This window comes from Streptomyces pratensis (genome assembly GCF_037137275.1).
GTDB lineage: Bacteria > Actinomycetota > Actinomycetes > Streptomycetales > Streptomycetaceae > Streptomyces > Streptomyces pratensis_B.
Map to the genome: position 1 here is coordinate 1 of NZ_JBBBEN010000063.1, position 23,992 is coordinate 23,992.

A 23,992-nucleotide genomic window follows, 5' to 3' on the forward strand; every position below is an offset into this window, starting at 1 on the left:
TCCAGCAGGACGCCGACCGGGGTGTGCGGGCGCACGCCCAGCGCGCGCAGGTGGTGCGCGAGCTGGTCGGCCCGCAGGTCGAGTTGCTTGTACGTCACCGAGGCGTCGCCGAAGGACACCGCGGGGGCCTCGGGCGTGGCCCGGGCCTGTTCCTCGAAGCGCCGGACGACGCTCGTGTCACCGAGATCGGCCCCGGTCGCGTTCCACACGTCCAGCACGAGGGTGCGCTCCTCGGGGCGCAGCAGCGCCACCTCCGACAGCCGCACCCCTGGCCGGGCCGTGACCTCCTCCATGACCCGGACGAAGTGGTCCTGGAAACGGAGAACCGTGGCCTCGTCGAAGAGGGCGGTCGCGTACTCCAGGACCCCCTCCAGGGCGCCGTCGGCGGAGCGGCCCACGAAGACCGACAGGTCCGTCTTGGCGACCGTCCACGCCTCGGCGAAGGCCGCGAGGTCGGCGGTGCCGGTGGCGACGCTGGTGACGCCTTCGCTGTGCATGTCGAAGGCGACCTGGTAGAGCGGGGTGCGCGACAGGTCACGCTCCGGTGCCAGCTCCTCCACGAGCCGGTCGAAGGGCAGGTCCTGGTGGGAGAAGGCCGCCACGGACGCGGCCCGCACCCGGCCCAGCGCCTCCTCGAAGGTGGGGTCGCCCTCCAGTGCGCAGCGCACCACGAGGGAGTTGAGGAAGAACCCCACGGTGCCGGCCACCTCCGGCCGGCCGCGTCCCGCCACCGGTGTGCCGACCGGGATGTCCCACCGGCCGCTGTAGCGGGCCACCACGGTGGCGAAGACCGTCAGCAGGGTCATGAACGGGGTCGCGGCGTGGGCGCGGCCCAACTCCTCCACCCGGGCGAACAGCTCCGGCTCCACGCGGATCGGCACGACCGCGCCGCGCGAGTCCCGCTCGGCGGGCCGGGGCCGGTCCGCCGGCAGCTCCACGGGCTCGACGCCGTCGAGTGCGGCGCGCCAGTGCGCCAGCTCCCCGGCCAGGAACGTGTCGGTGAGCCGCTTGCTCTGCCAGGCGGCGTAGTCGGCGTACTGGAGGCCGGGCGCGGCCAGCCGGGGCGCGCGGCGCTCGACGGAGGCCGCGCACAGCTCGCGCAGCTCGCGCTCCAGGACGACGGTGGACCAGCCGTCGCAGGCGATGTGGTGCAGGGTGACGAGCAGGACGTGGTCCTCGCCGGGGACGCGGGCGAGCAGCGCCCGCCACAGCGGTCCGGCCGCCAGGTCGAAGCCGCGCGCGAACTGCTCCTCGAAGCGGCCGGCCAGCTCCTCGCGGCCGGTGTCGGTCACCCGCAGCTCCACCGGCACGGGGGCGCCGATCACCTGCCGGGGCTCGCCGTCCCTCTCCTCGTAGCGGGTGCGCAGGATCTCGTGGCGGGCGGACAGCTCGTCGAGGGCCGCCTGGACGGCGGCGACCGGGGTTCCGCCCGGCAGGCGCACGATCAGCGGGGCGACCCACTCACGGCTGCCCGGGTTCATCCGGTCCAGGACCCACAGGCGGCGCTGGCCGGAGGAGAGCGGGAGTTCACCGGTGCGCGGGACGGCTGTCACGGCGTCGGCGTCGGCGGCCGGCGCGTCGATCAGGCGGGCCTGCGCCTCCACGGTGGTGGCGCTGAACAGGCCGCGCATGGAGATCGTGACGCCCGCCGCGCGCAGCCGGGCGGCCAGCCGGGTCAGCTGGAGGGAGGTGCCGCCCAGTGCGAAGAAGTCGTCGGTCGCGCCGACCCTCTCGCACCCGAGCAGGGCCGCCCAGACATCGGCGACCTGCTGCTCGGCAGGAGTGCGCGGGGCGACGTACGCGTCCGGTCCGACGGCCGTCGTCTCGTCCAGGAGGGCGGTGACGGCCTTGCGGTCGGCCTTGCCGTTCGCGGTGAGCGGCAGCGCGTCCAGCGGCAGGAAGAGCGACGGTACGTGGCTGTCGGGCAGCCGGGTGCGCAGGTGACGGCGGAGGTCGGCGGAGCCGGTCCGGGTCCGCGCGGTGACGGCCGCACCGATCCGCCGGCCTCCGTCCGCGGCGGTGAAGGCGACGACGACGGCGCCGGTCACCTCGGGGTGGGCGGTGAGCGCGGCCTCGACCTCACCGGGCTCGATACGTACTCCGTTGACCTTCAGCTGGTTGTCGAGGCGTCCCAGGTACTCCAGGACGCCGTCGGTGTTCCAGCGCACGAGGTCACCGGTGCGGTAGAGCCGGCTGCCGGGCGGCCCGTACGCGTCGGGCACGAAGCGCTCGGCGGTCAGGTCGGGGCGGCCCGCGTACCCCTGGGCCAGACCCGTGCCGCCGGCGTACAGCTCACCGGCGACGCCCTTGGGGGCGGGGGTGCCGTCGGCGCCCATGACCAGGACGCGCATGCCCTTGAGGGGGCGGCCGATCGGGACGGGGCCGGACTCCTGGGCGGGGTCGGCGGGGTGGGCGGTGATGTCGATGGAGCACTCGGTGGGCCCGTAGGTGTTCCACACCTCGACCGGGCCGGGGGCCACCTGCCGCAGCCGCGAGACCAGTTCGGCGTGGAGCGGCTCGCCGGCGCTGAACAGCAGCCGCAGCCGGTCGCAGCCTGCCCAGCCGGACTCCTCGGCGAGCAGCCGCAGGACGGACGGTACGGCCTGGAGGACGGTGACTCCGGCGTCGGCCACAGCGCCCAGCAGGGCGCGCGGGTCGCGCTCGGCGCCTTCGGGGGCGCAGACCACCCGGCCGCCGCTGATCAGCGGCGCGTGGATCTCCAGACCCGCCGCGTCGAAGCCGGGGGACGTCTTGAACAGCCAGCGGTCGTCGGCGTCCAGCCCGTGCTTGCGTACGGACCAGGCGATCCGGCCCGCGAGGCCGGCGTGGGTGACCTGGACGCCCTTGGGCTGCCCGGTCGAGCCGGAGGTGAAGATCGTGCAGACGACGGCGGCGGGGTCGGGTGCCGCGAACGGCGCGTCGGACAGGCCGGTGGCGTCGATGGCGGCGGGGGTGAGGGCGCGTACCCCAGGCGGGGCGATGTGAGCGGCGAGCCGCGGTTCGGCGACGACGAGGGCGGCGCCGCCGGCGGTGAGCAGCGCGGTCAGCCGGTCCTGGGGGTGGGAGGGGTCCAGGGGCAGATAGGCGGCCCCGGCCCGTCCCACGCCCAGGAGGGTGGCGACGAGATCGCTGCCCCGGTCCAGGCATACGCCGACCAGCGCCCCGGGGCCGGCGCCCGCCGCCCGCAGGAAGCGCGCGACCTGCTCGGCGGTGGCGTCCAGCGTGCGGTAGTCGACCGTGTGGCCACCTCCTTCGACGACGGCGATCGCGTCAGGGGTGCGGGCGGCCTGCGCGGCGAAGAGCGCGGGCAGCGACTCCGGCTGCGCGGTGGAGACGGTTCCGCTCAGGGACGTCCCCGGCAACTGTGCGGCGTTCAACAGGTACTCCTTAAATGGCCTGGCGCCAGGTGTGAACTAGGCATGGGATGGAGGGAACGGGCCCTGAGCGGGGCCCTCGCGGGACGGTGATCAGGCGGCGAGGCGTTCGCGCAGGCTCAGCGGACGCATGTCGGTCCACACCTGGGCGATCCGCGCGAGGCACTCCTCGCGGGTTCCCTCGGTGCCCTCGGCCTGCCAGCCGGCGGGCAGGGCGCGGTCCGTCCACCAGATCGAGTACTGCTCCTCGTCGTTGAGGACGACGCGGTAGGAGGTCTGCTCGCTGGACATGGTGGTTCTCCTTCGGAAAGGGGTGATGGGTGGTGTCCGGCGCCCGGGGCGCCGTGGTCGCGCTCGCGGTGGCCGCGGGCGCGCGCTCAGGCGAGGAAGTCGGTGATGTCGACGCCGAGGCCCAGCTCACGGGCCGAGGCGTGCACTTCGACGGCGAGGGCGAGGTCGAGGACGCCGAGGCCGAACGGGGAGAAGACGGTCACCTTGTCCGGGTCCGGTGTGAAGGTGCGGGTCCCGGCGATGAGCTGGCCGATCGAGGCGTCGATGAAGTGGCGGTGGCCGCTCATGCGTTCGGCCAGGTGCAGCGAGGTGAGCTCACGGCAGACGTGATCGGCGTCGTCGACGATGTTGTGCGTGTGCAGCAAGGTCTCGGGGTCGATGTCGCGCAGCGAGACGTGCAGGACGACCGAACCGGGCGCCACCGCGGTCAGATCGGTGTGCGGGACGCCGGCGGAGGTCGCGAACGACACCAGCCGCTGGGCGGCGAGCGCCTCGTCGAGGGAATCCACCACGGCGACGCGGGCCTGCGGAAGAAATTCCGCGCAGCGGCGCGCGAATTCACCGGCGCGGGGAGCAGAACTGTCGTGGATCGTCACTTCTTCGAGGGTGCCGATCGCCGCGTTCACATAGCGCAGAATCTCCAGGTTGATGATGCCGCAGCCGACCAGGGTGATTCCGGTGGGGCGGCTCTCCCGGGTGAGCATCTCGGCGGCGAGCGCGGCGGAAGCGGCCGTGCGCGCGGCGGATATCAGGGAGCCTTCGAGCAGCGCTTCGGGGTGGCCGGTGCGCAGGGAGTTGAGCAGCATGGCGGCGCTCGCCCGGGGAATTCCGGACTGTACGTTGCCGGGGAAGGAGGATATCCACTTCATTCCCGCCGCTGGGTGCTCCCCGCCCCGGTAGGCCGGAAGCCCAATGATGCGGTCGGACGGCTGGTCGGGAAACCGCAGGAAGACGGAGCGCGGAATGACGGTGGCGCCCTGTTCGTGGAGCAGATAGGTCGCCCTGACGGCATCGATGTGTTCCCGCTCCCTGTCGCTGAGGAGCTTCTCCACATCCGCTTGCCGGATGATGAGCATGAGGGGTCAGCCTTTCCACAGGTGCGAAACTTCACCGAAGTGTTCGCGCACCCAGTCGTCGGAGTAGATGGTCTTGAGATAGCGGTCCCCGCCGTCGGGGAAGATGACGGCGCACACCGCGCCCGGCTCGATCCGCGGCAGGAACTTGTCCACGGCGGCGAGCACCGCGCCGGACGATCCGCCGGCCAGGATCGCCTCGCGCCCGACCAGCCGGCGGCAGAACACCACGCAGTCGAGATCGCAGACGTGGATCACCTCGTGCGCCGCCGCCGGGTCCATCAGGGCCGGCCGCACGGAGGCCCCGTGGCCGGGGATGAGGCGGCGGGCGGGCGTCTGATCGAAGATCGCACTGCCTTCGGCGTCGACCGCGACGACCTTCGTGCCGAGCCCCGCCTTGCGCAGGTAGTCCGCGCAGCCGCGCAGCGTGCCGAAGGTGCTCACCGAGGCGAAGAGGTAGTCGATGCGGCCGTCGAGGGCCTCGACGATCTCGTGCATCGTGTTCTCGTGCGCTTTGGGATTGAACAGGTTCGCGTACTGGTCGGGCGAATACGCGTGCGGAATCCGTGCCATGAGTTCGCGCACCCGGCGCAATCTGTTGGGCAGGAACTCGCCCGTCTCCTCGTCCCGCTCGTCGACGACCTCCACTTCGGCTCCGTAGGCCCGGAGAATGGCCAGGTTCTGTTCCGTGGTCTTGGCGTCCACCACGCACACGAAACGCAGGTTGAAGTACCTGCATATCTGTGCGAGCCCTACTGCGAGGTTTCCCGAACTGGACTCCACGACCACCGAACGTCCCGGCTCTATGTCGCCGCTGCGCAGGGCTTCGAGGAGCATGTTCAGGCCGCTCCGGTCCTTGATGCTGCCCCCTGGGTTGAACCGCTCGATCTTGGCGTAGACGTGTGCGTTCTCGCCAGGAAACATGCGGTCCAGCTTCACCAGGGGTGTCTTGCCGATCGTCCCCAGAATCCCCGAATGCGATGTGCTCGGCATGGATTCCCCCTCACCTGTTGGGCGTGCACTGAGGACACTAGAGCGCGACTTCGCCAGGGAGCAGTTTTGGCCATGGCAGGGAAGTGTCACCGCAAGGTCCTGACAGCGCGGGGGCCGCCACAGGGCCCCTTGTTGGCCAAGACTGAGTCCATCGGAGAAAGCCGTGAACCGTTCGCAGATTCAGGTGGGGCAGTGGATTCAGGTGAGGTCGTGGATTTCGGGAGGGCCGGCTTTTCCGGCGGGGGCGCGGAGGCGGAGGAGCACGCCGGACCGGAGGAGAGCCGGGGGGCGGTGACGCCACAGGGACCGCGGCCCGCCCCGGACTACCCGCCGTACGTGCTGGCCGGTGCCTTCGACCGGGAGCTGGGCGACCCCGCCCGCACCGATCTGCCCTTCTTCCCCGGCCGGTTGCGTGAGCTGGACGCGGCCGAGGACTTCCCGGCCGACCAGGTGCGCCTCCTCGACGCGACGGCCCTGCCCGCCTACTACGTGCCGGCCCGCCACGGCGGCGCCCTGCACAGCTACGAGGACCTGCTGCACCTGGTCCGGGTGGTGGCGCGGCGGGACCTGACCGTCGCCATCGCGCACACCAAGACCTACCTCGGCGCGGTCAGCACCTGGGTCGGGGGCTCAGCCGAGCAGGCCCGCGCCCTGGGCGAGCGGGTCGCGGCCGGGGCGGTCGTCTCCTGGGGGCTGACCGAGCGCGAGCACGGCAGCGACCTGCTCTCCGGAACCCTGACCGCGACCCGCACCCCGGACGGCGACTACCGGCTCGACGGCGAGAAGTGGCTGATCAACAACGCCACCCGCTGCGACCTGATCTGCGTACTCGCCCGCACCGAACCCGCGGGCGGCACCCGGGGGTACAGCCTGCTGCTCGTCGACCGGTCCACCCTCGCCGACGGCTCCCACACCCCGCTGCCCGCCGCCCGTACCCACGGCATCCGCGGCGCCGACATCAGCGGCATCTCCTTCACCGGCGCGCGGGTGCCCGCCTCCGCCCTGCACGGCGCGGAGGGCAGCGGCATCGAGACGGTGCTGCGGGCCCTCCAGATCACCCGCACCCTGTGCGCCTCGCTCTCCCTCGGAGCGGGCGATCACGCGCTGCGCATCGCCACCGGCTTCGGCCTGGAGCACCAGCTGTACGGCAAGCGCCTCATCGACCTCCCGCAGGCCCGCCGCTCCCTGACCGAGGCGTACGCGGACCTGCTCACGGCGGAGGCCGTCACCCTCCTCGCGGCGCGCGGGGTGCACACCCTCACCGAGGAGATGAGCGTCACCTCGCCCACGCTCAAGTACCTGGTGCCCGCGACCGTGGACCAGCTCATCACCGACATGGGCCAGTTCCTCGGCGCCCGGTCCTTCCTCAGCGAGGACTTCGCGTACGGCGCGTTCGCCAAGCTGGAGCGCGACCACCGCATCGTCGGCATCTTCGACGGCAACTCCCTGGTCAACCTCAACGCCCTGGTCAACCAGTTCGGTTCACTCGCCCGCGGCTACCGGGCCGGGCGCACCGAGGCCGACGCGCTCGCCACGGCCGCCGATCTCGGCCTGCCGGTGCCCGAGTTCGACCCCGTCCGGCTCGAACTGACCTCCCGGCGCGGCAACAGCGTCACCGCGTCGCTGCCCGCCGGGGCCGACGCGCTGCGCGTGCTGGCCGACGCCGGGGCGGTGCCCGCCTCCCTGGCCGACCGTGCGGAGCACCTGCGCGAGGTCGCCGACGAGACCCACGAGCGGATGGCGACCCACCGGCCCACCCCCCGCGACGTGCCGGCCGACGCCTTCGACCTGGCCCACCGGTACACGCTGTGTGCGGCTGCGGCGGCCTGTGTACAGCTCTTTCTGCACAACCGGGCCGCCCGCACCGAGGGTGCCTGGCGCGACGGCCTCTGGCTGGAGGCTTGTCTCGCCCGGCTCGCGGCCCGGCTGGCGCCGGGCCGGCTGCCCGCTGAGGGGACCGGGGACGAGGAGGCCGTCCTGGACGACCTGCTACCCCACCTCCTCGACCAGCACACCGGCGGGCGCATGTTCTCGCTGCTGCCCTTCCCCCTCGCCCCCTCCCCGGACGACGCCGAGCGGCCCGCCCGGTCCGCCGCCGTACCGCAGCTCCAGGAGACGCCGTGACCCCGACCGCCCCCGCACCCACCACCGGCCGCCCCTCGACGGCCGACCTGGAAGTCGTCCTCGGCGATCCGCACGACCCGGCCAACCCGCTCGGCCTGCACGCCGTCCTGGCCGCCGACGAGTGCGCCGAACTGCTGCCCGAGGGCGAGCGGGCCCTGGACGACTGGGGGCTGAACGCCGAGTTCGTACCGGCCCGGCTCGGCGGACGGCTCACCGACGTCGAACGCCTCATGCACGTGATGCGCGCCGTCTCGCGCCGCGACCCCACGCTGGCCCTCGGCTACGGTTTCACCAACTACATCTCCGGCTCGGCCATGTGGACCTCCGGCAGCCCGGCCCAGCAGCGCCGGATGGCCGACATCCTGCTCGCCGGGGGCAAGACGGCGGCCGGGTACAACGAACTGCCGCACGGCAACGACTTCACCCGGACCGACCTCACCGCCACCCCCGAGGGCGGCCGGCTGCTGCTGGACGGGCACAAGCAGGTCGTCAACAACATCGGACGCGCCGATGCCATCGTGCTGCTCGCCCGCACCGGCGAGGGCCCCGGCAACCGCAGCCACTCGCACGTCTTCGTGGACTTCGCCGAAGGCCACGCCGACCGGGTGCGGCGCGACGAGCGCTTCCCCACGGCGGGTCTGCGCGGCTGCCTCATCGGCGGTGCCGAGTTCACCGCGTTCCCCGTCCCCGCCGACGCCCACATCGGACCGGTGGGCGGCGCCATGGAGACCGTCCTGCGCGCCTTCCAGACCACCCGCGCCGTGGCCCCCGGGATGATGGTCGGCGCCTTCGACACGATCCTGCGCACGGTGACCCGCTTCACCCTGGAGCGCCGGTTGTACGGGCGCCGGGTCGCCGACCTGCCGCACGCGCGGGCCGCCCTGGTCGCCGCGTACGCCGACCTGCTGGCCGCCGACGCCCTCACCACCGTCTCCTGCCGCGCGCTGCACGTCCTGCCCGACCAGACGAGCGTCCTCACGGCGGCCAACAAGTACCTGGCCCCCAAGCTCCTGCACCGGGCCACCCGTAACCTGGGGGCGATCCTCAGCGCCAACTCCTTCCTCCGCGACGGCGGTTACGCGGTCTTCCAGAAGTTCGCCCGCGACCTGCCCGCGATCACCTTCGCGCACGCCAACGCCTCCGTCTGCCTGGCGACGATGCTGCCCCAGCTGCCCCGGACGGCCGCCACGAGCTGGGGGCTCGCCGAGCCCCCGCCGGCCGGCCTGTTCCGGCTGGACGCGCCGCTGGGCGACATCGACTACCAGGCCCTCGAACTCACCGCGCGCGGCGCCGACCGGCTGACCTCGATGCTGGGCCACCCGGGCGCGGCGGAGCTCCTGCCGCCCGCCGCCGCCCGCCTGGTCGCCCTGTTCCGCACCGACCTGGCGGACCTGCGGGAGCGCTGTCTCGCCCTGCGGCCCACGGACACCTCGGTGATGGCGGGCCGGGCGGGGTACGCCCTCGCCGACCGCTACGCCCATCTGGCGGCCGCTTCGGCCTGCCTCGGGATCTGGTTTCACAACCAGCACGCTGCGGACCCGTTCCTCACGTCGCCGCACTGGCTGACCGCCGCCCTGAGCCGCCTGGCGACCCGCCTGGGACACGCCGCGGTCCTCGGGCCGGAGACCGAGGCCGTCCTCTTCGACTCCCTCACCGGCAGCGACACCCCGTTGTCGCTCACCCGCACCTGACCCGCGCCTGTCGACGTACCGCCGGCGGCCCGCGACCTGAAGCCTCACACCACCCTTCCACCCACCAAGGAGCACCCATGAGCACCGACCAGGCCACGACGACCACCACGACCACCGTCCGGACGCCGGAGGAGGTCCGTGAGTGGCTCACCGAGCGGGTGGCCTACTTCCTCGACGTGACGCCGCAGGACATCGCCTCCGACGCCCTCCTCGTGGAGATCGGCCTCGACTCGGTCTACGCACTCACCCTCTGCGGGGACGTCGAGGAGCAGTTCGGCATCGTCGTGGAGGCCACCCTCGCCTGGGACCACCCCACCGTGGACGCCCTCACCACCCACATCCACGCGCAGATCGCCGATCCGCGATGACCACGGCCCCCGGCAGACCCCTCTCCGTGGGCCAGGAGGCCCTCTGGTTCCTGTACCGGATGGCCCCGGAAAGCCCCGCCTACAACGTTCAGGCCGCCCTGCGCGTGCGCGGCCCCCTGGACGAGAGCCGCCTGCGGCACGCCCTGCACGCCCTGGCCGAACGCCACGACGTGCTGTGCTCCACCTTCACGGAGGGCCCCGGCGGCCCCGAGCGGGTCCCCGGTCCCCCCGCCCTGCTCCCCCTGGAGGTCATGGACGTGCCCGGGGCCACCGACGACGACCACCTCACCCGACTCGTCGCCGAGTTCGGCAGGCTGCCCTTTGACCTGTCGGCCGAGGGAACCTCCCACGCCCTCCTCGTACGCCGCTCCCCGACGGACGCCGTCCTCGCGGTGTGCACCCACCACATCGTCTCCGACGCGACCTCCCAGTGGCTGCTCCTCCAGGACCTCCTGGACCTGTACGCGGACCAGCCGCCACCCCCGCTCACACACACCTTCGACGATTACGTGGCCGAGGAGCAGCGCGTCCTGGGCGGCGCCCGGCGCTCCGAACTCGCCGCCTTCTGGAAGGACTTCTGCGCCGGAGCACCGGCCGGAGAGCTGCCCACCGACCGCCCCCGCGCCGCCGCGGAGGCGGGCGTCCTGCACGGCGCCACCTGCGAACTGCGGCTGCCCGACGAGCTGGTGCCGCGCCTGCGGGAGACGGCCCGGCGCACCAAGGTCACCGGCTTCGCGCTGCTGCTCGGCGTCTTCCAGAGCCTGGTGCACCGCTACGGCGGCCGACGCGACTTCCTCATCGGCACCCCCACCACCACCCGCAGCGGCCCGGGTATGCGCCAGGTCGTCGGCTACCTCGTCAACACCCTGGTGGTTCCGGCGCACTTCACTCCGGGGACGACGTTCGCACAGGCGGCGGGGGCGGCCCAGCGCCAGGTGATGACGGCGATGCGCAACATCGCCTTCCCCTACGCCCTGCTCGCCGGCGAGGACCCGTACAGCACCCGGAACCCGCCGGTGCGGATGGCGTTCACGATGGTCGCCCCCACTCGGCTGGAACCCCTCCTGCAACGTGTCACCGAGGCCGCCGCCACCGGCGGTACCGCCCGGTACGCGGGCCTCGACGTCGCCTTCGTCGACGTCCCCATGCTGGAGGGCCAGTTCGACATCTCGGTGGAGATGCGGCAGAGCGAGACGACCCTGACGGCCGTCTTCCGCTACGCCACCGACCTGTTCGACGAGAGCACGGTACGCCGACTGCTCGACCACTACGTCCAGCTGCTCACCGCCGTCGTCGACCGCCCCGGGGATCCGGTCACCGGCCCCGCCCTGGTGCGGGCGGGCGAACTGGACTCGCTGCTCGCCCTCGGCGCGGACGACGACTGGTGACCCCGCCGCCACGGCCCCGTACGCCCCGCCCAGCCCGCTCCGCCCGATCCAGCCGACCCCTTGGGGGAAACATGTCCTGGCAGCCCAGCGACCTGCCGTCCGCGTCGAGCGCCACGGCCCGCATCCGCGAGAACGCATCCGCCACCCCCGGTGAGACCGCCGTCGTCTTCGTCCGCGACCCCGCCTCCCCGGGCCCGAAGAGCCACGAGCGATGGACGTACGAACGGCTCGACCACGAGGCGCGGAAGATCGCCGGCCGGCTCCAGGAGCTGTGCGCACCGGGCGACCGGGTCCTGCTCCTCTACCCCGAAAGCCTCCAGTTCGCCGCCGCCTTCGTGGGCTGCCTGTACGCGGGTGTGGTCGCCGTCCCGTCGTCGCTGCCCGGCGCCTACGCCCACCAGCGGCGCCGCGTCGACTCCATCGCGCGCAGCGCCGCCGTCTCCGCGGTGCTCACCAGCGAGGCGGTCGCGCAGTCCGTCCTCGACTGGGCGGCCACCTCGGACACCGCCCCCGCCTGCCTGATCACCGACGGCCCCGAGCTGACCGACGCGCACGCGGACGCCTGGGTGATGCCCGAGGCGATCGCCCACGACGACCTGGCCCTGCTCCAGTTCACCTCGGGCTCCACCTCGGACCCCAAGGGGGTGATGGTCACCCAGGGGAACCTGCTGCACAACTCGGACGGCCTCAGCAGGGCGTTCGGCCTCGACCGCACCACCCGCTTCGGCTCCTGGATACCGCAGTACCACGACATGGGGCTGCTCGGCATCCTGCTGCCGCCGCTGCTGCTCGGCGGCTCCTGCGTCCTGATGAGCCCGACGAGTTTCCTCAAGCGCCCGTACTGGTGGCTGAAGGTCATCGACGACTACGGCATCACCTGGTCGGCGGGGCCCAACTTCGCGTACGAACTGTGCGCCCGCCAGGTCACCGACGAGCAGCTGGCCACGCTCGACCTGTCCCGCTGGCGGTACGCGGCCAACGGCTCGGAGCCGATCCAGGCGGCCACCCTGACCGCGTTCAGCGAGCGGTTCGCACCCGCTGGCTTCCGCGCCGACGCGATGCTCCCCTGCTACGGCATGGCCGAGGCGACCGTGTTCGTCTCCGGCTCCGGTCCGCGTGAGCTGACCGTCACCCGGGTCGACGAAGGGGCCCTGGAGGAGCACGTGTTCGCCCCGGTCGACGCGGACCGGCCGGGCCGCCCGGTGGTGAGCTGCGGCGCCGCTCTCGACTACGACGTCGCGGTCGTGGACCCCGCCACCCTGGCGGCGCTGCCGCCGGGCCGGGTCGGTGAGCTGTGGCTGCGCGGCCCGAGTGTCGCCCGCGGCTACTGGGACCGCCCCGAGGCCACCGCCGCGGCCTTCGGCGCCCGTACCGCCCAGGGCGACGGCGGATACGTCAGGACCGGCGACCTGGGCACCGTCCACGACGGCGACCTGTACGTCACCGGCCGCATCAAGGAGCTGATCATCCTGCGCGGCCGCAACATCTACCCGCAGGACATCGAGCACTTCCTGCGCGCGGGCCACGAGGAGCTGGCGGGCCTGTTCGGCGCGGCGTTTCTCGTACCGGAGACGACGGCCGACGGCCAGGTGGACGAACAGCTCGTCGTGGTGCACGAGGTACGCGGCGGGGTGCGGTCCGACGCCCTCGGGCCGCTCGCGGAGCGGATCAGGGCCGACGTCACCCGCGCGTTCAGCGTCCGGCCCGGCGCGGTCGCCCTGGTCCGGCGCGGGGCCGTACTGAGGACGACCAGCGGGAAGATCCAGCGTGCCGCGATGCGCGAACAGTTCCTGGCGGGCGGCCTGGGCGCTCGCCACCTGGTCGCGAACGACGCCCTGGCCCAGGTCGTCGCGACGGCCATGCGGTCCGTGCCGGTGGCGGTCTGAGGGGAGGCGGGGGCGGCCCCGGCCTCCGGGCCCGTCCCCGCGCTGCTCACAGCATCCGGAAGACCAGTCCGCGCAGCGGCTTGGGCTCGAAGGACGTCGACTTCCAGGGCAGCGCGACACCGGCCTGCGCCAGCTCGCGCACCACGTCCTCGCCCACCGGACGCATCAGGACCGCCGTCCCGCCGCCCGCCCGCCGCACCGCCTCTTCCGCGTCGCGCGCGTGCCCGACCTGCCGCGCGTAGTGCGCGGGCATCTTCCACAGGTTGCCGAGCAGGGTGTCCCGCAGCAACGTGGCGTCCAGATCCCGCCAGCGCGCGGGCCGGTCGTGCCGCACGGTGTGCCAGGTCAACTCCGCCACGGGCGCGTCCAGCAGGTGGAAGGCCCGCCCGTCCGTGACCACGAAGGCGTTGCCCTCCACCTCCGGGCCCGCCGCCCGTCCGTCCAGCGCTTCGAGCGCCTCCGCGCACCCCCCGGGCAGCCGCCGTACCCGGAAGAGGCCCGCGACCGCCGCCAGCGCGTCGCGAAGCGGCAGCCCGGGCAGCACCCGGTGTATGGGGCCCATGGCGAACGGATGGCGGCCGGTGTCCACGAGGAGCGCCAGCCCGAACTCCCCGGCCGCCGCGTCCACCTCCCGCAGCTCGCGGTAGGTCGCCCAGCGGTGGTGCCCGTCCGCGATCAGCGCCTGCCGGACACCGAGGTCCGCACGCACGGCCCGTTGGCCGGCGCGGCCGGTGATCGCCCACAGCCGGTGCCGTACGCCGTCCGGATCCCACGCGTCCAGGAGTGCGGGCTCCTCGCGCGCGGTCCGGTCCAGCACTCCGGCGGCCCTGCCGTCGCCGCCCCGGTACCCGAGCAGCACCGGTTCCAGCTGCGCGCGCCCCGCCCGCAGGAACGCCACCCGCTCCTCCACGGCCTCCGCCGCCACGTCCTCGTGCGGCACCACCGCCCCGGTCAGCCGCACCGCGCCGATGATCCCGCGCCGGCCGCCGCCCCACTCGTACCCGTACAGGGCGGGCCCCTCGTCGAAGGCGAGGACTCCTCCCGCGCCGACCCGCACCCCGCGGAACGGCACCACGTCTACCCCATGGCCTCTCATCCCCCGAAGGTAGGAAGCCGGCCTTTCACCCCGATTTCCCCCGCTCCCGCCCCTGTCACCGCGCGGCGAGCTCCCGGGCGAGCACCGCGGCCTCCACGACGACGCCTTCCCGCTCGCCGGCCATCACCTTCTCCAGCGCGCGGCCCACCCGGCGCTCCCAGCTCCCGGCGTCCATCCCGCGGAAGACCTCCCGCGCCCGGCGGAGCCGGCTCACGGCCCCCGCGCCCCGCCGGGTGGCCTCCGCACACGCGAGGTCCATCTCCGTACGGGCCTGGAGGAACCGGTCCGCGACCTCTTCCGCCGCGGCCAGCGCCTCCTTCAGCGTCGCCTCCGCCTCGTGCGGCCGGTCCTGACGCCACTGGGCCTCGCCGAGGGCGCGCAGAGCGTACGCCTCACCGAGCCGGTCGCCCTGTACCCGGGTGAGGGAGACGACCTCCCGGCACGACTCCTCGGCCGACCGCACCTCTCCCGCCCGCAGGTACGCCTCCGCGAGCCGGTAGATGTTCTGCGCCTTGCCCCGCACGGACCCGGCCGCCTCACCCGACCTGATCGCCTCCCGGGTGAGCGCGATGCCCGCCTCGGTATCGCCGCGCTCCAACTCGATCTGGGCCAGCAGCCCGAGCGCGTGCGAACGTTCCGCGAGGTCGTCACCGTGCCCGAAGTGGTCGAGCGCGGACCGGCAGAAGCGGGCCGCGCCGTCCAGCTCCCCCTTGAAGCGGGCGCACAGGGCGAGGTTGCGCAGCACGAGGGCCCGCTCCCCGCTGTCGCCCGCCGACCGCCCGTCGAGGAGCTCCATCGCCTGCGACAGCAGCTCCTCCGCATCGCCGTACCGGCGGCGGGTGATGGCGAGGGTGCCGAGCGAACGCAGCATCACCGCCGTCCCCGGCCCGTCCCCGGCGGTCCGTGCCGCTTCCAGGGACACCCGGGCCGCTTGCTCCCAGTCGTCCAGGTAGTTGCGCGTCTCGAAGAGGGGGACCGTCCGCGCGATCAGCTCCCAGGCGTGCCCGAGCGCCGGGTTCTGCGCCGCGTGCCCGGTCAGGCTGAGGACGGTGGTGCGCTCCGACTCGAACCACTCGATCGGGTCGGCGAGCAGCCGGGCCACCGTGGTCTCGGGCAGTGCGACCGCGTGCCCCGCCCGGTGCGGCATGAGCGTGCCCTTGCCGTACAGCCTTCGGTGGGCCTCGTCGGCCAGGGTGAGTAGCGTGCCGAACGCGCGCGCCACGGCGGCCTCCCGCTCCTGCTCGCCGTCCTCGACGTGGGCCCGCTCCCATGCGAACAGCCGGAGCAGTTCCTGGATGCGGAAACGGCTCTGCAGGGTGCTGGCCCCAGGCGTCGACACCTCCAGCAGCTGCGCGTCGACCAGTTGCTCGATCAGGTCCTCGGCCCGGTGCACGCCCACGTTGAGCACCGCCGCGCCCATCCAGCCGGTGAACGTGGTCACCGGCAGGAGACCCAGCCGCCGGTACAGCTGCGCCGCTTCCGGGGACAGCTCGCGGTAGCTGAGCTGGAACCCGGCCCGTACCCCACCGTCGTTCGGGCTCAGAACGTCGAGCCTGCTGAAACGGTTCTCCAGACGGGACGTGAGTTGGCGGAGCGACCAGTGCGGCCGGGTGGCGAGCCGCCCCGCCGCGATGCGCAGCGCCAGCGGGAGCCGTCCGCACAGCTCGACCAGCCGGGCCGCCGACACGGGGTCCGTGGCCACCCGATCGGCCCCGATCACCGCCGCCAGCATCCGGTCTGCCTCGTCGGGTGTCAGCACCTTCAGCGGGATGTGCACGGCCGCGTAGTCCCCGGCCAGTTCGTCCAGCTGGTCGCGGCTGGTTACCAGTACGACGCACTGACCGCGCCCGGGCAGCAGCGGTCTGATCTGGGTGGAGGACCGCACATCGTCCAGGATGATCAGCAACCGCCTGCCGCTCAGCACGGACCGGTACAACGCCGAGCGCTCCGGCAGCCCCGCGGGTATCTGGGCACTGGACACCCCGAGTGCGCGGAGCGCTTGGTCGAGCACAGTCATCGGCGACAGGGGCTGGTCGTCCTCGCGGTAGCCGTGGACATCGATGAAGAGCTGCCCGTCGGGGAAGTACCGGGCCGCCCGATTCGCCCAGTGCACGGCCAGGGCGCTCTTGCCGACCCCGCTGACCCCGGAAACGACGGCGACGGCAAGCACCCCGTCGTCCTGGCCCGGCAGCAGCTCGTCCAGCGTCGCCAGTTCGGGCTCGCGGCCAGTGAAGGCGGCCGCCGGCAGCGGAAGCTGGGCCGGCACCGACGCCCCCGCCGGAGCCGCTGGTACCGCCGGGGCCATACCGCGCGGAGCGGCGCCGGGTCCGTCCTCCTCCTGCAACACCTGGTGGTGCATCTCCCGCAGCGCGGGACCCGGTTCCACTCCCAGTTCTCCCACGAGCGCCTCGCGGCCGAGCCGGTAGAGCTGCAGTGCCTCGGCGCGCCGCCCTGCGAGGTGGTGCGCCTGCATGAGGTGAGCGCGGGCCTGCTCGCGCAGCGGGTGCTCTCTGACCAGGGGCGTCAACCGCGCGATGACGGGCCTGTGCCAGCCGAGCCGGAGCTGGAGGGCGGCGTACTCCTCGTTCACGTCGAGCCAGAACTCGTTGAGTTCGGTGACCGTGTCGTCGATCCGGCCGCCGCCGAGGCCGTCCAGGGCCTGCCCCCGCCACAGCCCGAGGGCCTGCTCGAACAGTTCGGTGGCCTCCGGTGCCCGGTCGTCGTGCGCGGCCGCGAGGCGGGCCCGCCCGATGAGTTCGCCGAGCTCCTTCAGATCGATCCGGCAGTTCCGCGAGGACAGGATGTACCCGGGGTGGCTCGTCTCGATGAGCCCGTCGTCCGCCCCCGCCGCCCGGAACGTCTTGCGCAGTGAGGTGACACAGATGGCGATCTGGTTACGAGCGGTGGCGGGCGGCGTTCCCTGCCATACCGTCTCGGTGAGGGCCTCCACGGAAACAATCCGGTCCGGAGAGATCAGCAGCATCGCCAGTACCGCCCGCTGCCGGCCGCTGCTCACCCGCACAGGGCGCCCGTCCACCTCGATCTCCAGTGGTCCGAGCAGGCTGAACCGTATTCGCTCCGTCATACATCCCCCAACATCCCCCGCCGTACCGTGCTCTGCGCATCCCCCGCGTTCGAGGAGCGCCGCCGGACACGATGCTCATAGTTCAATCGATCAACGATTGAAACACGAAGTCAACACAGAGAGGCTATGTATCTTCACAAAGGGTTCACATTGCTGCATCCACCATGGTTCGCTGTAGAGCGCTGGCGACGGCTTGTAGAGGTCCGACAGTGGAGCGCCGCCGGTCTCTCCGCCCGGTAGACCGCACTGCTGGCAGCCCGGCGGCAGTGTCACCGGCGGTCTGAAGAGAGCCCCGCCGGTGGACAGTCGGTGGACGGACGCCTTTGGACGGTGCAACACGGGGTGGCACACGCCAAGTTGCTGCACACGCTCCGATCAGGAGGAACGTCATGAGGCAGCACAACAAGGCACCACGCAACATGGTCGCCCATGGCCTCGTAATGCGTAGGTCTCGGGTTCGAATCCCGAAGGCGGCTCAGTCAAAGGCCAGTTCACATAGATTGTGACCTGGCCTTTTAGTTGATTCGAGACATGCCGCGTCACACGGCCGGGGTGCCGATACTTCGCCTGTATGAGTGATGCGTGAGCGGTGCCGCTCGGGGACCTATTCCTTGGGCTTGCGCCGCGTGGCCTTCTTGGCCGTCTCCTTCTTCGCAGCCTTGCGCGCCACCTTTTGGCCTCGTCCTTGCTTTGGAGGAGGACGAGTTTCGCGGTCGCCTCGGCGGCGCTCTTGCCCACGTAAGGGGGGCCCTGGGGTAGATTTCCCGCGTGATCCGGGTGTCGCTGTGCCCGAGGGTGTCCGACAAGGTCCTGACGTCGATGTCGGCGGCGAGCAGGAGGGTGGCCGCGCAGTGGCGCAGGTCGTGCAGGCGGATCAGTGGGAGGCCGGAGGCGGCGACGAGGCGCTCGAAGAGATCGGTGACCTTGCCCGGAAGGAGCCAGGAGCTGTCTCCTTGGGTGAAGACGCGGCCGGTCTCGGCCCCAGGCCGTGCCCCACTTCTCACGGGCCCTGTCCTGCCGTTCGGGGCGGGGGCTTAACCGCGGTGGGAAAACCTGCTCCGGCACTGGTGCTTGCTGGTTCTCCTGTCGGAGGCCGGCTGTCCCGGGGCGGTGGTGGCTCCGCTCGGCAGGGCAGAACTGGCCTGGCGGTTCTCGTTGAAGAAGAACTGCCAGACCCGTTCTTGCTACTCGCCGATACAGGTACCGCACGCGTACATCGGGGCTTGAGTCCCGGCGACTCTGGCGGGGCTGATCCACAGGACGCGCGTCCACCGCTGCCCACAGTAGAGCCAGCCGAGTCCGGCCACCCACTCGTTGCCGTCGTCGGTGGCCGCCGGTGAGGGCAGTCTTCCGCGGGCGAGCTCGGCGATCCCGGGGATCACCCTGTGCTGATGGGCGACTTCCGTCAGTATCGCTCTTCTGCCTCCGCGATCAACGGGACTGGGCCGTAGGAGAAGCGTCTTTCTGCTTCTCGGCTTCGGAGAACGTCAGCGTGGGCTCGGCGAGGATGTCGCGGCTGGACTCGCTCTTGTAGATCTCGTCGACGCTGCCGAACCGGGCCTCGGAGTAGTCGAGGTCCAGCAGCGCGGCGGCCTGGCGCACCGACGCCTCGTCGGGTCCTTCGATCTCCAGGAAGGTGGGAAGGTCCGGCCAGCTGTCGAAGTCGAAGGCGACCTCGCCCAGGCGCCATTCCTCGCGGTAGTTCTCCTGGTACCGGACCTCGGTGAGGCCGACCCGGCGCAGGATTTCGGCCATGGCGTGCAGGTCGGTGACCTCGGTTTCGATCTCCTCGGTGCCGTCGATCGTCGTGGCGTCGGTGACCTGCTTGAGGGTGAGGGTCGAGCGGGTGCCCTCGTCCCGCAGCCGAATCCAGGCCCCGCCGTCAAGGGAGTCGTTCTCGAAGATCTTGCGGGTGAGGAGAGTGCGGGGGAGCGCCTGGACGGCACCGAGGGCGCTCAGCTTGTTCTGGAGGTCGGCGACGTCCACGGCCAGGAACTTCGCCTCGTACTCGTGCTTCATGGGGCCTTCTCTCAGAAGTGGTCGGTGAGGGTGGACGTCCGGGCCGCGAGCAGCAGGCCCATGCGGTGGGTGTGGTCGTGCAGCTGGCCGACGTGGGGCCGCTCGGTGAACTCGGTGGTGCGCAGGGTGAGCAGTACCTCCCAGTCGCCGATGAAGTGGGGGTGAAGGCGTTCCGGGGAGGTGTAGTGCTCGATCATGTGGTGGCGTCTTTCGACGGGCATCATGAACTCCGCGCCGAACATGCCGCCCGGGCGGACCAGGCGCTGCATGCGGTCGACGAACTCGCCGAGCGGGCGGTGGTGGTTGGCACTGTAGTGCCACGAGCAGCTCGTCCAGACCGCGTCGCACTGCAGGCCCAGGGGTTCACCGTCCAGGAAGTCGTTCTCAACGACTTCTACGCGTTCGTGCAGTTCTTCGAGCTTCAGCCGATCGATCAGTCCCAACGCGTGGGTCTGGCTGTCACCCGGGAGGTGGACGTCGCCCCCATGGGCGGCTACCGCGTCACGTTCGACGGCGACGACGCGGTAGCCGGCGGCGGCGAGGGGCAGGACGAACTTGCCGTCGCTCGCGCCGACCACCGCGACGGTGGCGTCAGGGGCGACACCTTCCCGCAACGTGGCGAGGAACTGCGGGAAGAACGTGAGGGTGTGCTCCCACAGGCTCTGAGTCTGCATGGGAGTGCGTTCCTTGCGTATCGGTCTTCATGATCACTCGGAGAACCTCGTCGGGGCTGCGCCCCGTGGTGTCGACGCGATGCATCGGGAACGAGGCGTAGGCGTCCGTCACCCGGTCCGTAGCGGTCTCGATCAGTGAGTCCCACCGCGACACAGGTTTGTTCCGCCCAGCGAGTCGATGCTGTCGCTCGTCGTCGTCGCAGACGAGGTGGTACGTGACGGGTGTCGGCAGCCAGCTCGGAAGGGTGATACCGAGCCGTGCACCCAAGGCCCGGTGAGTGACGAGGCACCGGGTGAAGTAGCTCTCGACGACGACCAGGACGCCGGCGTCGAGGTGGTGCTGGATCTCCTCGGCCGCGGTGAGCAGGCCAGAGAGGTAGAAGCACATCCGTACCTCTACGTTCGTCCGCTCGTCCAACGCCTGTCTGAGCGGCTGGTAGGGCAGCGGGACGGTAGCGACGAGGACGGCCGCCCGGTGGCGAGGGCGTGATCTGCGCCCGCCAGGGGCCCGGTGCCCCTCTCTGCTGGTTCTGTCCCGCGAGGTGTGTCTCCCCGCCTTGGTCGCCACACCTGCACCGTGCGCCGTCTCGGCGGCCACGGAGCATTCCTGGGGCGTTCCGTGATCGAGGGGCGCCGGGCGGGCCGGTGGCCTCAGCCGCGACGGGCCTCGCGCGTTCCTTCGGCGGCTCGGGCCGACAATCTTCCTGGGGTGCGCGCAGAAATCTGTGTCAGCGGGAGTAGGCATTGCGCTTCCGTGTGGTTATGGTTTCTCACGTAGTCAAGAAGGACCGCAGGGCCTGGCAGGGACGAACTGCCGGGCGCAGTACCGCAGTACGAGCAGTGTGCAGGGCGGTCCGGTGGTGGAGTTCCGAAGCCAGAGTGGTTGCAGAGCGGTGACGGGGCTGGCGACTGGACCGGGTGGCCCGCAGTGATCAGGGGCCGCCGTGAGCAGTGCCGCGGTTGACGCGGTTGCAGTATCCAGCAGCGAGGTTGGAGCAGCACCTTGGTGAAGGCGCCGGCTGCGGGCGCGCGCACCAGGAGGTTCGGCAGTGGGGTTCTGAGCCAGAGCGGATGCAGGACGGGCGACGGGGCTGGCTGCCGAAGAGTGGCGCTTGGTCAGGCCACCAGCGGTTCGCGGTATCAGGAGTACGCAGGTCCCGCTTGGTAAGCAGTTCAGCCAGAGGGAAAGAACGGAGGGATTGAGCGCCATCAGGATCGCCCGGGCGAAGTTCTGGGCCCGGGTACCGCAGGACATCGATAGCGAGGTGGTCTCCGGTCGAGCAAACGCGATCCCCGCACCCCCGACAGTCTTTCCGTCGGGTCTGCGGACACAGTAGGCCGGCGCGGTATCAAGGCCGACAGATGGTGTAGCAGTTCCTTCGGGGCCCTGGTGCCGTACGGCACCAGGGCCCCTCCAGTGGTGTGCGGAGAGGTGCGATGGCGGCAGGCCACGCGTACCGCTGCCTCGATGACGATGACTACCCGCGTACACCATGAACCAGGGCGCAGAACTGCTCGCAGGCCCGGATGCACCGTGTCTTCGGTGGCTGTCGGCGGTGGAGGGCCTTCCCCGCGCAGTGCCGTACGCACCGGTGGCCGGCCGAGGTACGGCCCGGAGTGCGGTGCTCGTTCTCTGTCGGGCCCTTAGGGAGTCCGCGAGCCCCACGAGGACCCGCCGTGATGGGGGGCGTCGACACGTGCCGGATGATCGCTTCTCCTGTGACGCTGTGTTCCGGGCGGAGCAATATCTATGACCGTGGGATGAGGGTTCGACGCGTCGCGCTGGGAGTGTTTTTGGCGCAGTGAAGGAGACGGAATTTCTGGCCGTACGCGGGTCATTGCGGCGTGCTACTGTCGATCTCAGTTGCAGTTGTGGTTCCCAAAAACGACAAGCTTCCTCTTGGCCTTCATTCGGCGGGCGAAGGCTTTCTTGTATTTCCGGTTGTTCTCCGGGCGGGGCATCATCGCGGCGACCCGGCATCCGTGCATCGCGGGTCCCGGTGTACTGCCCCAACAAGGAGATTCGACATGGCATCAGGCACTGTGAAGTGGTTCAACGCGGCCAAGGGCTTCGGCTTCATCGAGCAGGACGGCGACGGTGCCGACGTGTTCGCCCACTTCTCGAACATCGCGGCCCAGGGCTTCCGTGAGCTGCTCGAAGGCCAGAAGGTCACCTTCGACATCGCGCAGGGCCAGAAGGGCCCGACGGCCGAGAACATCGTTCCCGCCTGACACGTACTTCGCAGCTGGGGCCCGCATCCCTCGGGGTGCGGGCCCCAGCTGCGGGCATCTCCCGGAGCGGCGGCGCCTACGGCGCGGCGACCGCCCGCACAGTCTCCTCCTCGGGTGCCCGCTCCTTCGGAGCCGCACCCTTCCGGCGTCCCGGATTTTACATCCCCATGACGTCACCCACTTCGTGGTCTGCGCCCCGCGCCGGGTTTGCCGCAGACGCGTTTCCCGCATTCTTTCGGCCCGTTCTTGTGATTCCCCGCGCTGCTCTTCCGTTGCGAGAATTCCTTGATACGTGCCGTGTCAAGGAAGGGCTCCATTGAATTCCACGCGTACGCATGACCGCACCTCCCGCAGTCGTACGGCCGGGCTCGCTGCCGGTTCCGGTTCCGGCCGGGGCAGCCGCTTCGGCTCGCCTGCCCCCAGCCGTTCCGGGAGGCCGGGCGGTCAGGGACGGCGGTCCGTGGCGGTCCAGGGCGAGTTCGCCCTGCCGGTCACCGTCACCCCGGCGCTGCCCGCCTCCGAGACGTTCGGCGAGCTGGAGATGCCGGCGCCGCTGAAGGCGGCGCTCGCCTCCGAGGGCATGACCGTGCCCTTCCCGATCCAGGCGGCCACCCTCCCCAACTCGCTGGCCGGCCGGGATGTCCTGGGCCGGGGCCGCACCGGCTCGGGCAAGACCCTGGCCTTCGGACTCGCGCTGCTGGCCCGCACCTCCGGCCGCCGCGCCGACGCCAAGCGCCCGCTGGCCCTGGTCCTCGTCCCCACCCGTGAGCTGGCTCAGCAGGTCACCGACGCGCTCACTCCGTATGCCCGGTCGCTGAAGCTGCGTATCGCCACTGTGGTGGGCGGCATGTCCATCGGCCGTCAGGCCAGTGCGCTGCGCGGTGGCGCCGAGGTCGTCGTCGCCACCCCGGGCCGTCTCAAGGACCTCATCGAGCGCGGTGACTGCAAGCTGGACCGGGTCACCGTCACCGTGCTGGACGAGGCCGACCAGATGGCCGACATGGGCTTCATGCCGCAGGTCACCGAGCTGCTGGACCAGGTGAACGCCGACGGGCAGCGGATGCTCTTCTCGGCGACGCTGGACCGCAACGTCGACCTGCTGGTGCGGCGTTACCTGAACGACCCGGTCGTGCACTCCGTCGATCCGTCCGCCGGCGCGGTCACCACGATGGAGCACCACATCCTGTACGTGCAGGGCGCCGACAAGTACGCCACCACGACGGAGATCGCGGCGCGCGAGGGCCGGGTGATCATGTTCCTGGACACCAAGCACGCGGTGGACAAGCTCACCGACCACCTGCTGCACAGCGGGGTGCGGGCGGCCGCTCTGCACGGCGGGAAGTCGCAGCCGCAGCGCACCCGCACCCTGGAGCGCTTCAAGACGGGGCACGTCACGGTGCTGGTCGCCACGAACGTCGCGGCGCGCGGCATTCACGTCGACAACCTGGACCTCGTGGTCAACGTGGACCCGCCGAGCGACCACAAGGACTACCTGCACCGCGGCGGGCGTACCGCCCGTGCCGGGGAGTCCGGCAGCGTCGTCACGCTGGTGCTGCCCAACCAGCGCCGCGAGATGACCCGGCTGATGGCGGACGCCGGGATCACCCCGCAGGTCGCCCAGGTCCGCTCCGGCGAGGCCGAGCTGAGCCGCATCACCGGCGCGCAGACCCCCTCCGGCGTCCCCGTGACGATCACCGC

The 23,992-nt window shown here is 71.6% G+C and carries 17 protein-coding genes and 1 pseudogene; 8 read left to right on the forward strand and 10 right to left on the reverse strand.

The genetic code is table 11. The annotated features are described in order from the left end of the window. The 4 genes from V9U70_RS05795 to sbnA all read right to left on the reverse strand — a co-directional run. On the reverse strand, positions 1-3,377 hold a 3,377-nt coding region (locus V9U70_RS05795), incomplete at its 3' end, for an amino acid adenylation domain-containing protein (RefSeq protein WP_336673376.1). Between the two features lie 90 nt (positions 3,378-3,467). After that, complete coding sequence (locus V9U70_RS05800) at positions 3,468-3,665, reverse strand: MbtH family protein (protein WP_272586797.1); 198 nt, start codon at positions 3,663-3,665, stop codon at positions 3,468-3,470. Between the two features lie 86 nt (positions 3,666-3,751). Beyond that, a complete protein-coding gene (gene sbnB, locus V9U70_RS05805) occupies positions 3,752-4,741 on the reverse strand; it encodes a 2,3-diaminopropionate biosynthesis protein SbnB (RefSeq protein ID WP_336673377.1) in 990 nt (329 codons plus the stop codon). Positions 4,742-4,747: 6 nt separating this feature from the next. Further along, on the reverse strand, positions 4,748-5,731 hold the full coding sequence (gene sbnA / locus V9U70_RS05810) for a 2,3-diaminopropionate biosynthesis protein SbnA (RefSeq protein WP_336673378.1): 984 nt from the start codon (positions 5,729-5,731) through the stop codon (positions 4,748-4,750). Between the two features lie 210 nt (positions 5,732-5,941). Here sbnA and V9U70_RS05815 point away from each other — a divergent pair, with 210 nt between their 5' ends. From V9U70_RS05815 to V9U70_RS05835, 5 genes are all read left to right on the forward strand, one after another. After that, on the forward strand, positions 5,942-7,855 hold the full coding sequence (locus tag V9U70_RS05815) for an acyl-CoA dehydrogenase family protein (RefSeq protein ID WP_336673379.1): 1,914 nt from the start codon (positions 5,942-5,944) through the stop codon (positions 7,853-7,855). Then, positions 7,852-9,546 carry an acyl-CoA dehydrogenase family protein gene (locus tag V9U70_RS05820; protein ID WP_336673380.1) on the forward strand — a complete coding sequence of 565 codons (1,695 nt, stop codon included), beginning with the start codon at positions 7,852-7,854 and terminating at the stop codon, positions 9,544-9,546. Before V9U70_RS05815 ends, V9U70_RS05820 begins: the two co-directional genes overlap by 4 nt. A 77-nt stretch (positions 9,547-9,623) precedes the next feature. Next, positions 9,624-9,914 carry an acyl carrier protein gene (locus tag V9U70_RS05825; RefSeq protein WP_272586802.1) on the forward strand — a complete coding sequence of 97 codons (291 nt, stop codon included), beginning with the start codon at positions 9,624-9,626 and terminating at the stop codon, positions 9,912-9,914. Further along, complete coding sequence (locus V9U70_RS05830; RefSeq protein ID WP_336673381.1) at positions 9,911-11,302, forward strand: condensation domain-containing protein; 1,392 nt, start codon at positions 9,911-9,913, stop codon at positions 11,300-11,302. The genes V9U70_RS05825 and V9U70_RS05830 overlap by 4 nt, the downstream gene beginning before the upstream one ends. A 71-nt stretch (positions 11,303-11,373) precedes the next feature. Then, a complete protein-coding gene (locus V9U70_RS05835; protein WP_336673382.1) occupies positions 11,374-13,188 on the forward strand; it encodes a fatty acyl-AMP ligase in 1,815 nt (604 codons plus the stop codon). Positions 13,189-13,234: 46 nt separating this feature from the next. Here V9U70_RS05835 and V9U70_RS05840 read toward each other — a convergent pair whose 3' ends face one another. The 6 genes and pseudogenes from V9U70_RS05840 to V9U70_RS05865 form a co-directional block, all read right to left on the reverse strand. Then, positions 13,235-14,284, reverse strand: a complete 1,050-nt coding sequence (locus V9U70_RS05840) for a DUF1015 family protein (protein WP_336673383.1) — start codon at positions 14,282-14,284, stop codon at positions 13,235-13,237. Between the two features lie 55 nt (positions 14,285-14,339). Beyond that, on the reverse strand, positions 14,340-17,369 hold the full coding sequence (locus V9U70_RS05845) for an AfsR/SARP family transcriptional regulator (RefSeq protein ID WP_336673384.1): 3,030 nt from the start codon (positions 17,367-17,369) through the stop codon (positions 14,340-14,342). 604 nt (positions 17,370-17,973) lie between these two features. Continuing rightward, positions 17,974-18,392: pseudogene (locus V9U70_RS05850) on the reverse strand (tyrosine-type recombinase/integrase); the annotation flags it as partial. Between the two features lie 161 nt (positions 18,393-18,553). Continuing rightward, entirely contained in the window at positions 18,554-18,751 is a 198-nt protein-coding gene (locus tag V9U70_RS05855; protein WP_336673385.1) for a hypothetical protein, read from the reverse strand. Between the two features lie 49 nt (positions 18,752-18,800). Continuing rightward, positions 18,801-19,388: a class IV adenylate cyclase gene (locus V9U70_RS05860; RefSeq protein WP_336673386.1), complete on the reverse strand. Its 588-nt coding sequence runs from the start codon at positions 19,386-19,388 to the stop codon at positions 18,801-18,803. Positions 19,389-19,399: 11 nt separating this feature from the next. Continuing rightward, positions 19,400-20,062 carry a class I SAM-dependent methyltransferase gene (locus tag V9U70_RS05865; protein ID WP_336673387.1) on the reverse strand — a complete coding sequence of 221 codons (663 nt, stop codon included), beginning with the start codon at positions 20,060-20,062 and terminating at the stop codon, positions 19,400-19,402. A gap of 274 nt (positions 20,063-20,336) precedes the next feature. Between V9U70_RS05865 and V9U70_RS05870 the strand changes: the two genes are divergently transcribed. From V9U70_RS05870 to V9U70_RS05880, 3 genes are all read left to right on the forward strand, one after another. Continuing rightward, positions 20,337-20,552: a hypothetical protein gene (locus V9U70_RS05870; RefSeq protein WP_336673388.1), complete on the forward strand. Its 216-nt coding sequence runs from the start codon at positions 20,337-20,339 to the stop codon at positions 20,550-20,552. 1,538 nt (positions 20,553-22,090) lie between these two features. Next, positions 22,091-22,294 carry a cold-shock protein gene (locus V9U70_RS05875; RefSeq protein ID WP_336673389.1) on the forward strand — a complete coding sequence of 68 codons (204 nt, stop codon included), beginning with the start codon at positions 22,091-22,093 and terminating at the stop codon, positions 22,292-22,294. 316 nt (positions 22,295-22,610) lie between these two features. Continuing rightward, positions 22,611-23,992 (forward strand): DEAD/DEAH box helicase (locus tag V9U70_RS05880; protein ID WP_419723938.1); only part of this gene is annotated, 1,382 nt, incomplete at its 3' end.

Coding starts and splice junctions, on each gene's coding strand:
- V9U70_RS05800 (WP_272586797.1), bottom strand. CDS start 3,665: ATGTCCAGCGAGCAGACCTCCTACCGCGTCGTCCTCAACGACGAGGAG.
- sbnB (WP_336673377.1), bottom strand. CDS start 4,741: ATGCTCATCATCCGGCAAGCGGATGTGGAGAAGCTCCTCAGCGACAGG.
- sbnA (WP_336673378.1), bottom strand. CDS start 5,731: ATGCCGAGCACATCGCATTCGGGGATTCTGGGGACGATCGGCAAGACA.
- V9U70_RS05825 (WP_272586802.1), top strand. CDS start 9,624: ATGAGCACCGACCAGGCCACGACGACCACCACGACCACCGTCCGGACG.
- V9U70_RS05830 (WP_336673381.1), top strand. CDS start 9,911: ATGACCACGGCCCCCGGCAGACCCCTCTCCGTGGGCCAGGAGGCCCTC.
- V9U70_RS05835 (WP_336673382.1), top strand. CDS start 11,374: ATGTCCTGGCAGCCCAGCGACCTGCCGTCCGCGTCGAGCGCCACGGCC.
- V9U70_RS05840 (WP_336673383.1), bottom strand. CDS start 14,284: ATGAGAGGCCATGGGGTAGACGTGGTGCCGTTCCGCGGGGTGCGGGTC.
- V9U70_RS05845 (WP_336673384.1), bottom strand. CDS start 17,369: ATGACGGAGCGAATACGGTTCAGCCTGCTCGGACCACTGGAGATCGAG.
- V9U70_RS05860 (WP_336673386.1), bottom strand. CDS start 19,388: ATGAAGCACGAGTACGAGGCGAAGTTCCTGGCCGTGGACGTCGCCGAC.
- V9U70_RS05865 (WP_336673387.1), bottom strand. CDS start 20,062: ATGCAGACTCAGAGCCTGTGGGAGCACACCCTCACGTTCTTCCCGCAG.
- V9U70_RS05875 (WP_336673389.1), top strand. CDS start 22,091: ATGGCATCAGGCACTGTGAAGTGGTTCAACGCGGCCAAGGGCTTCGGC.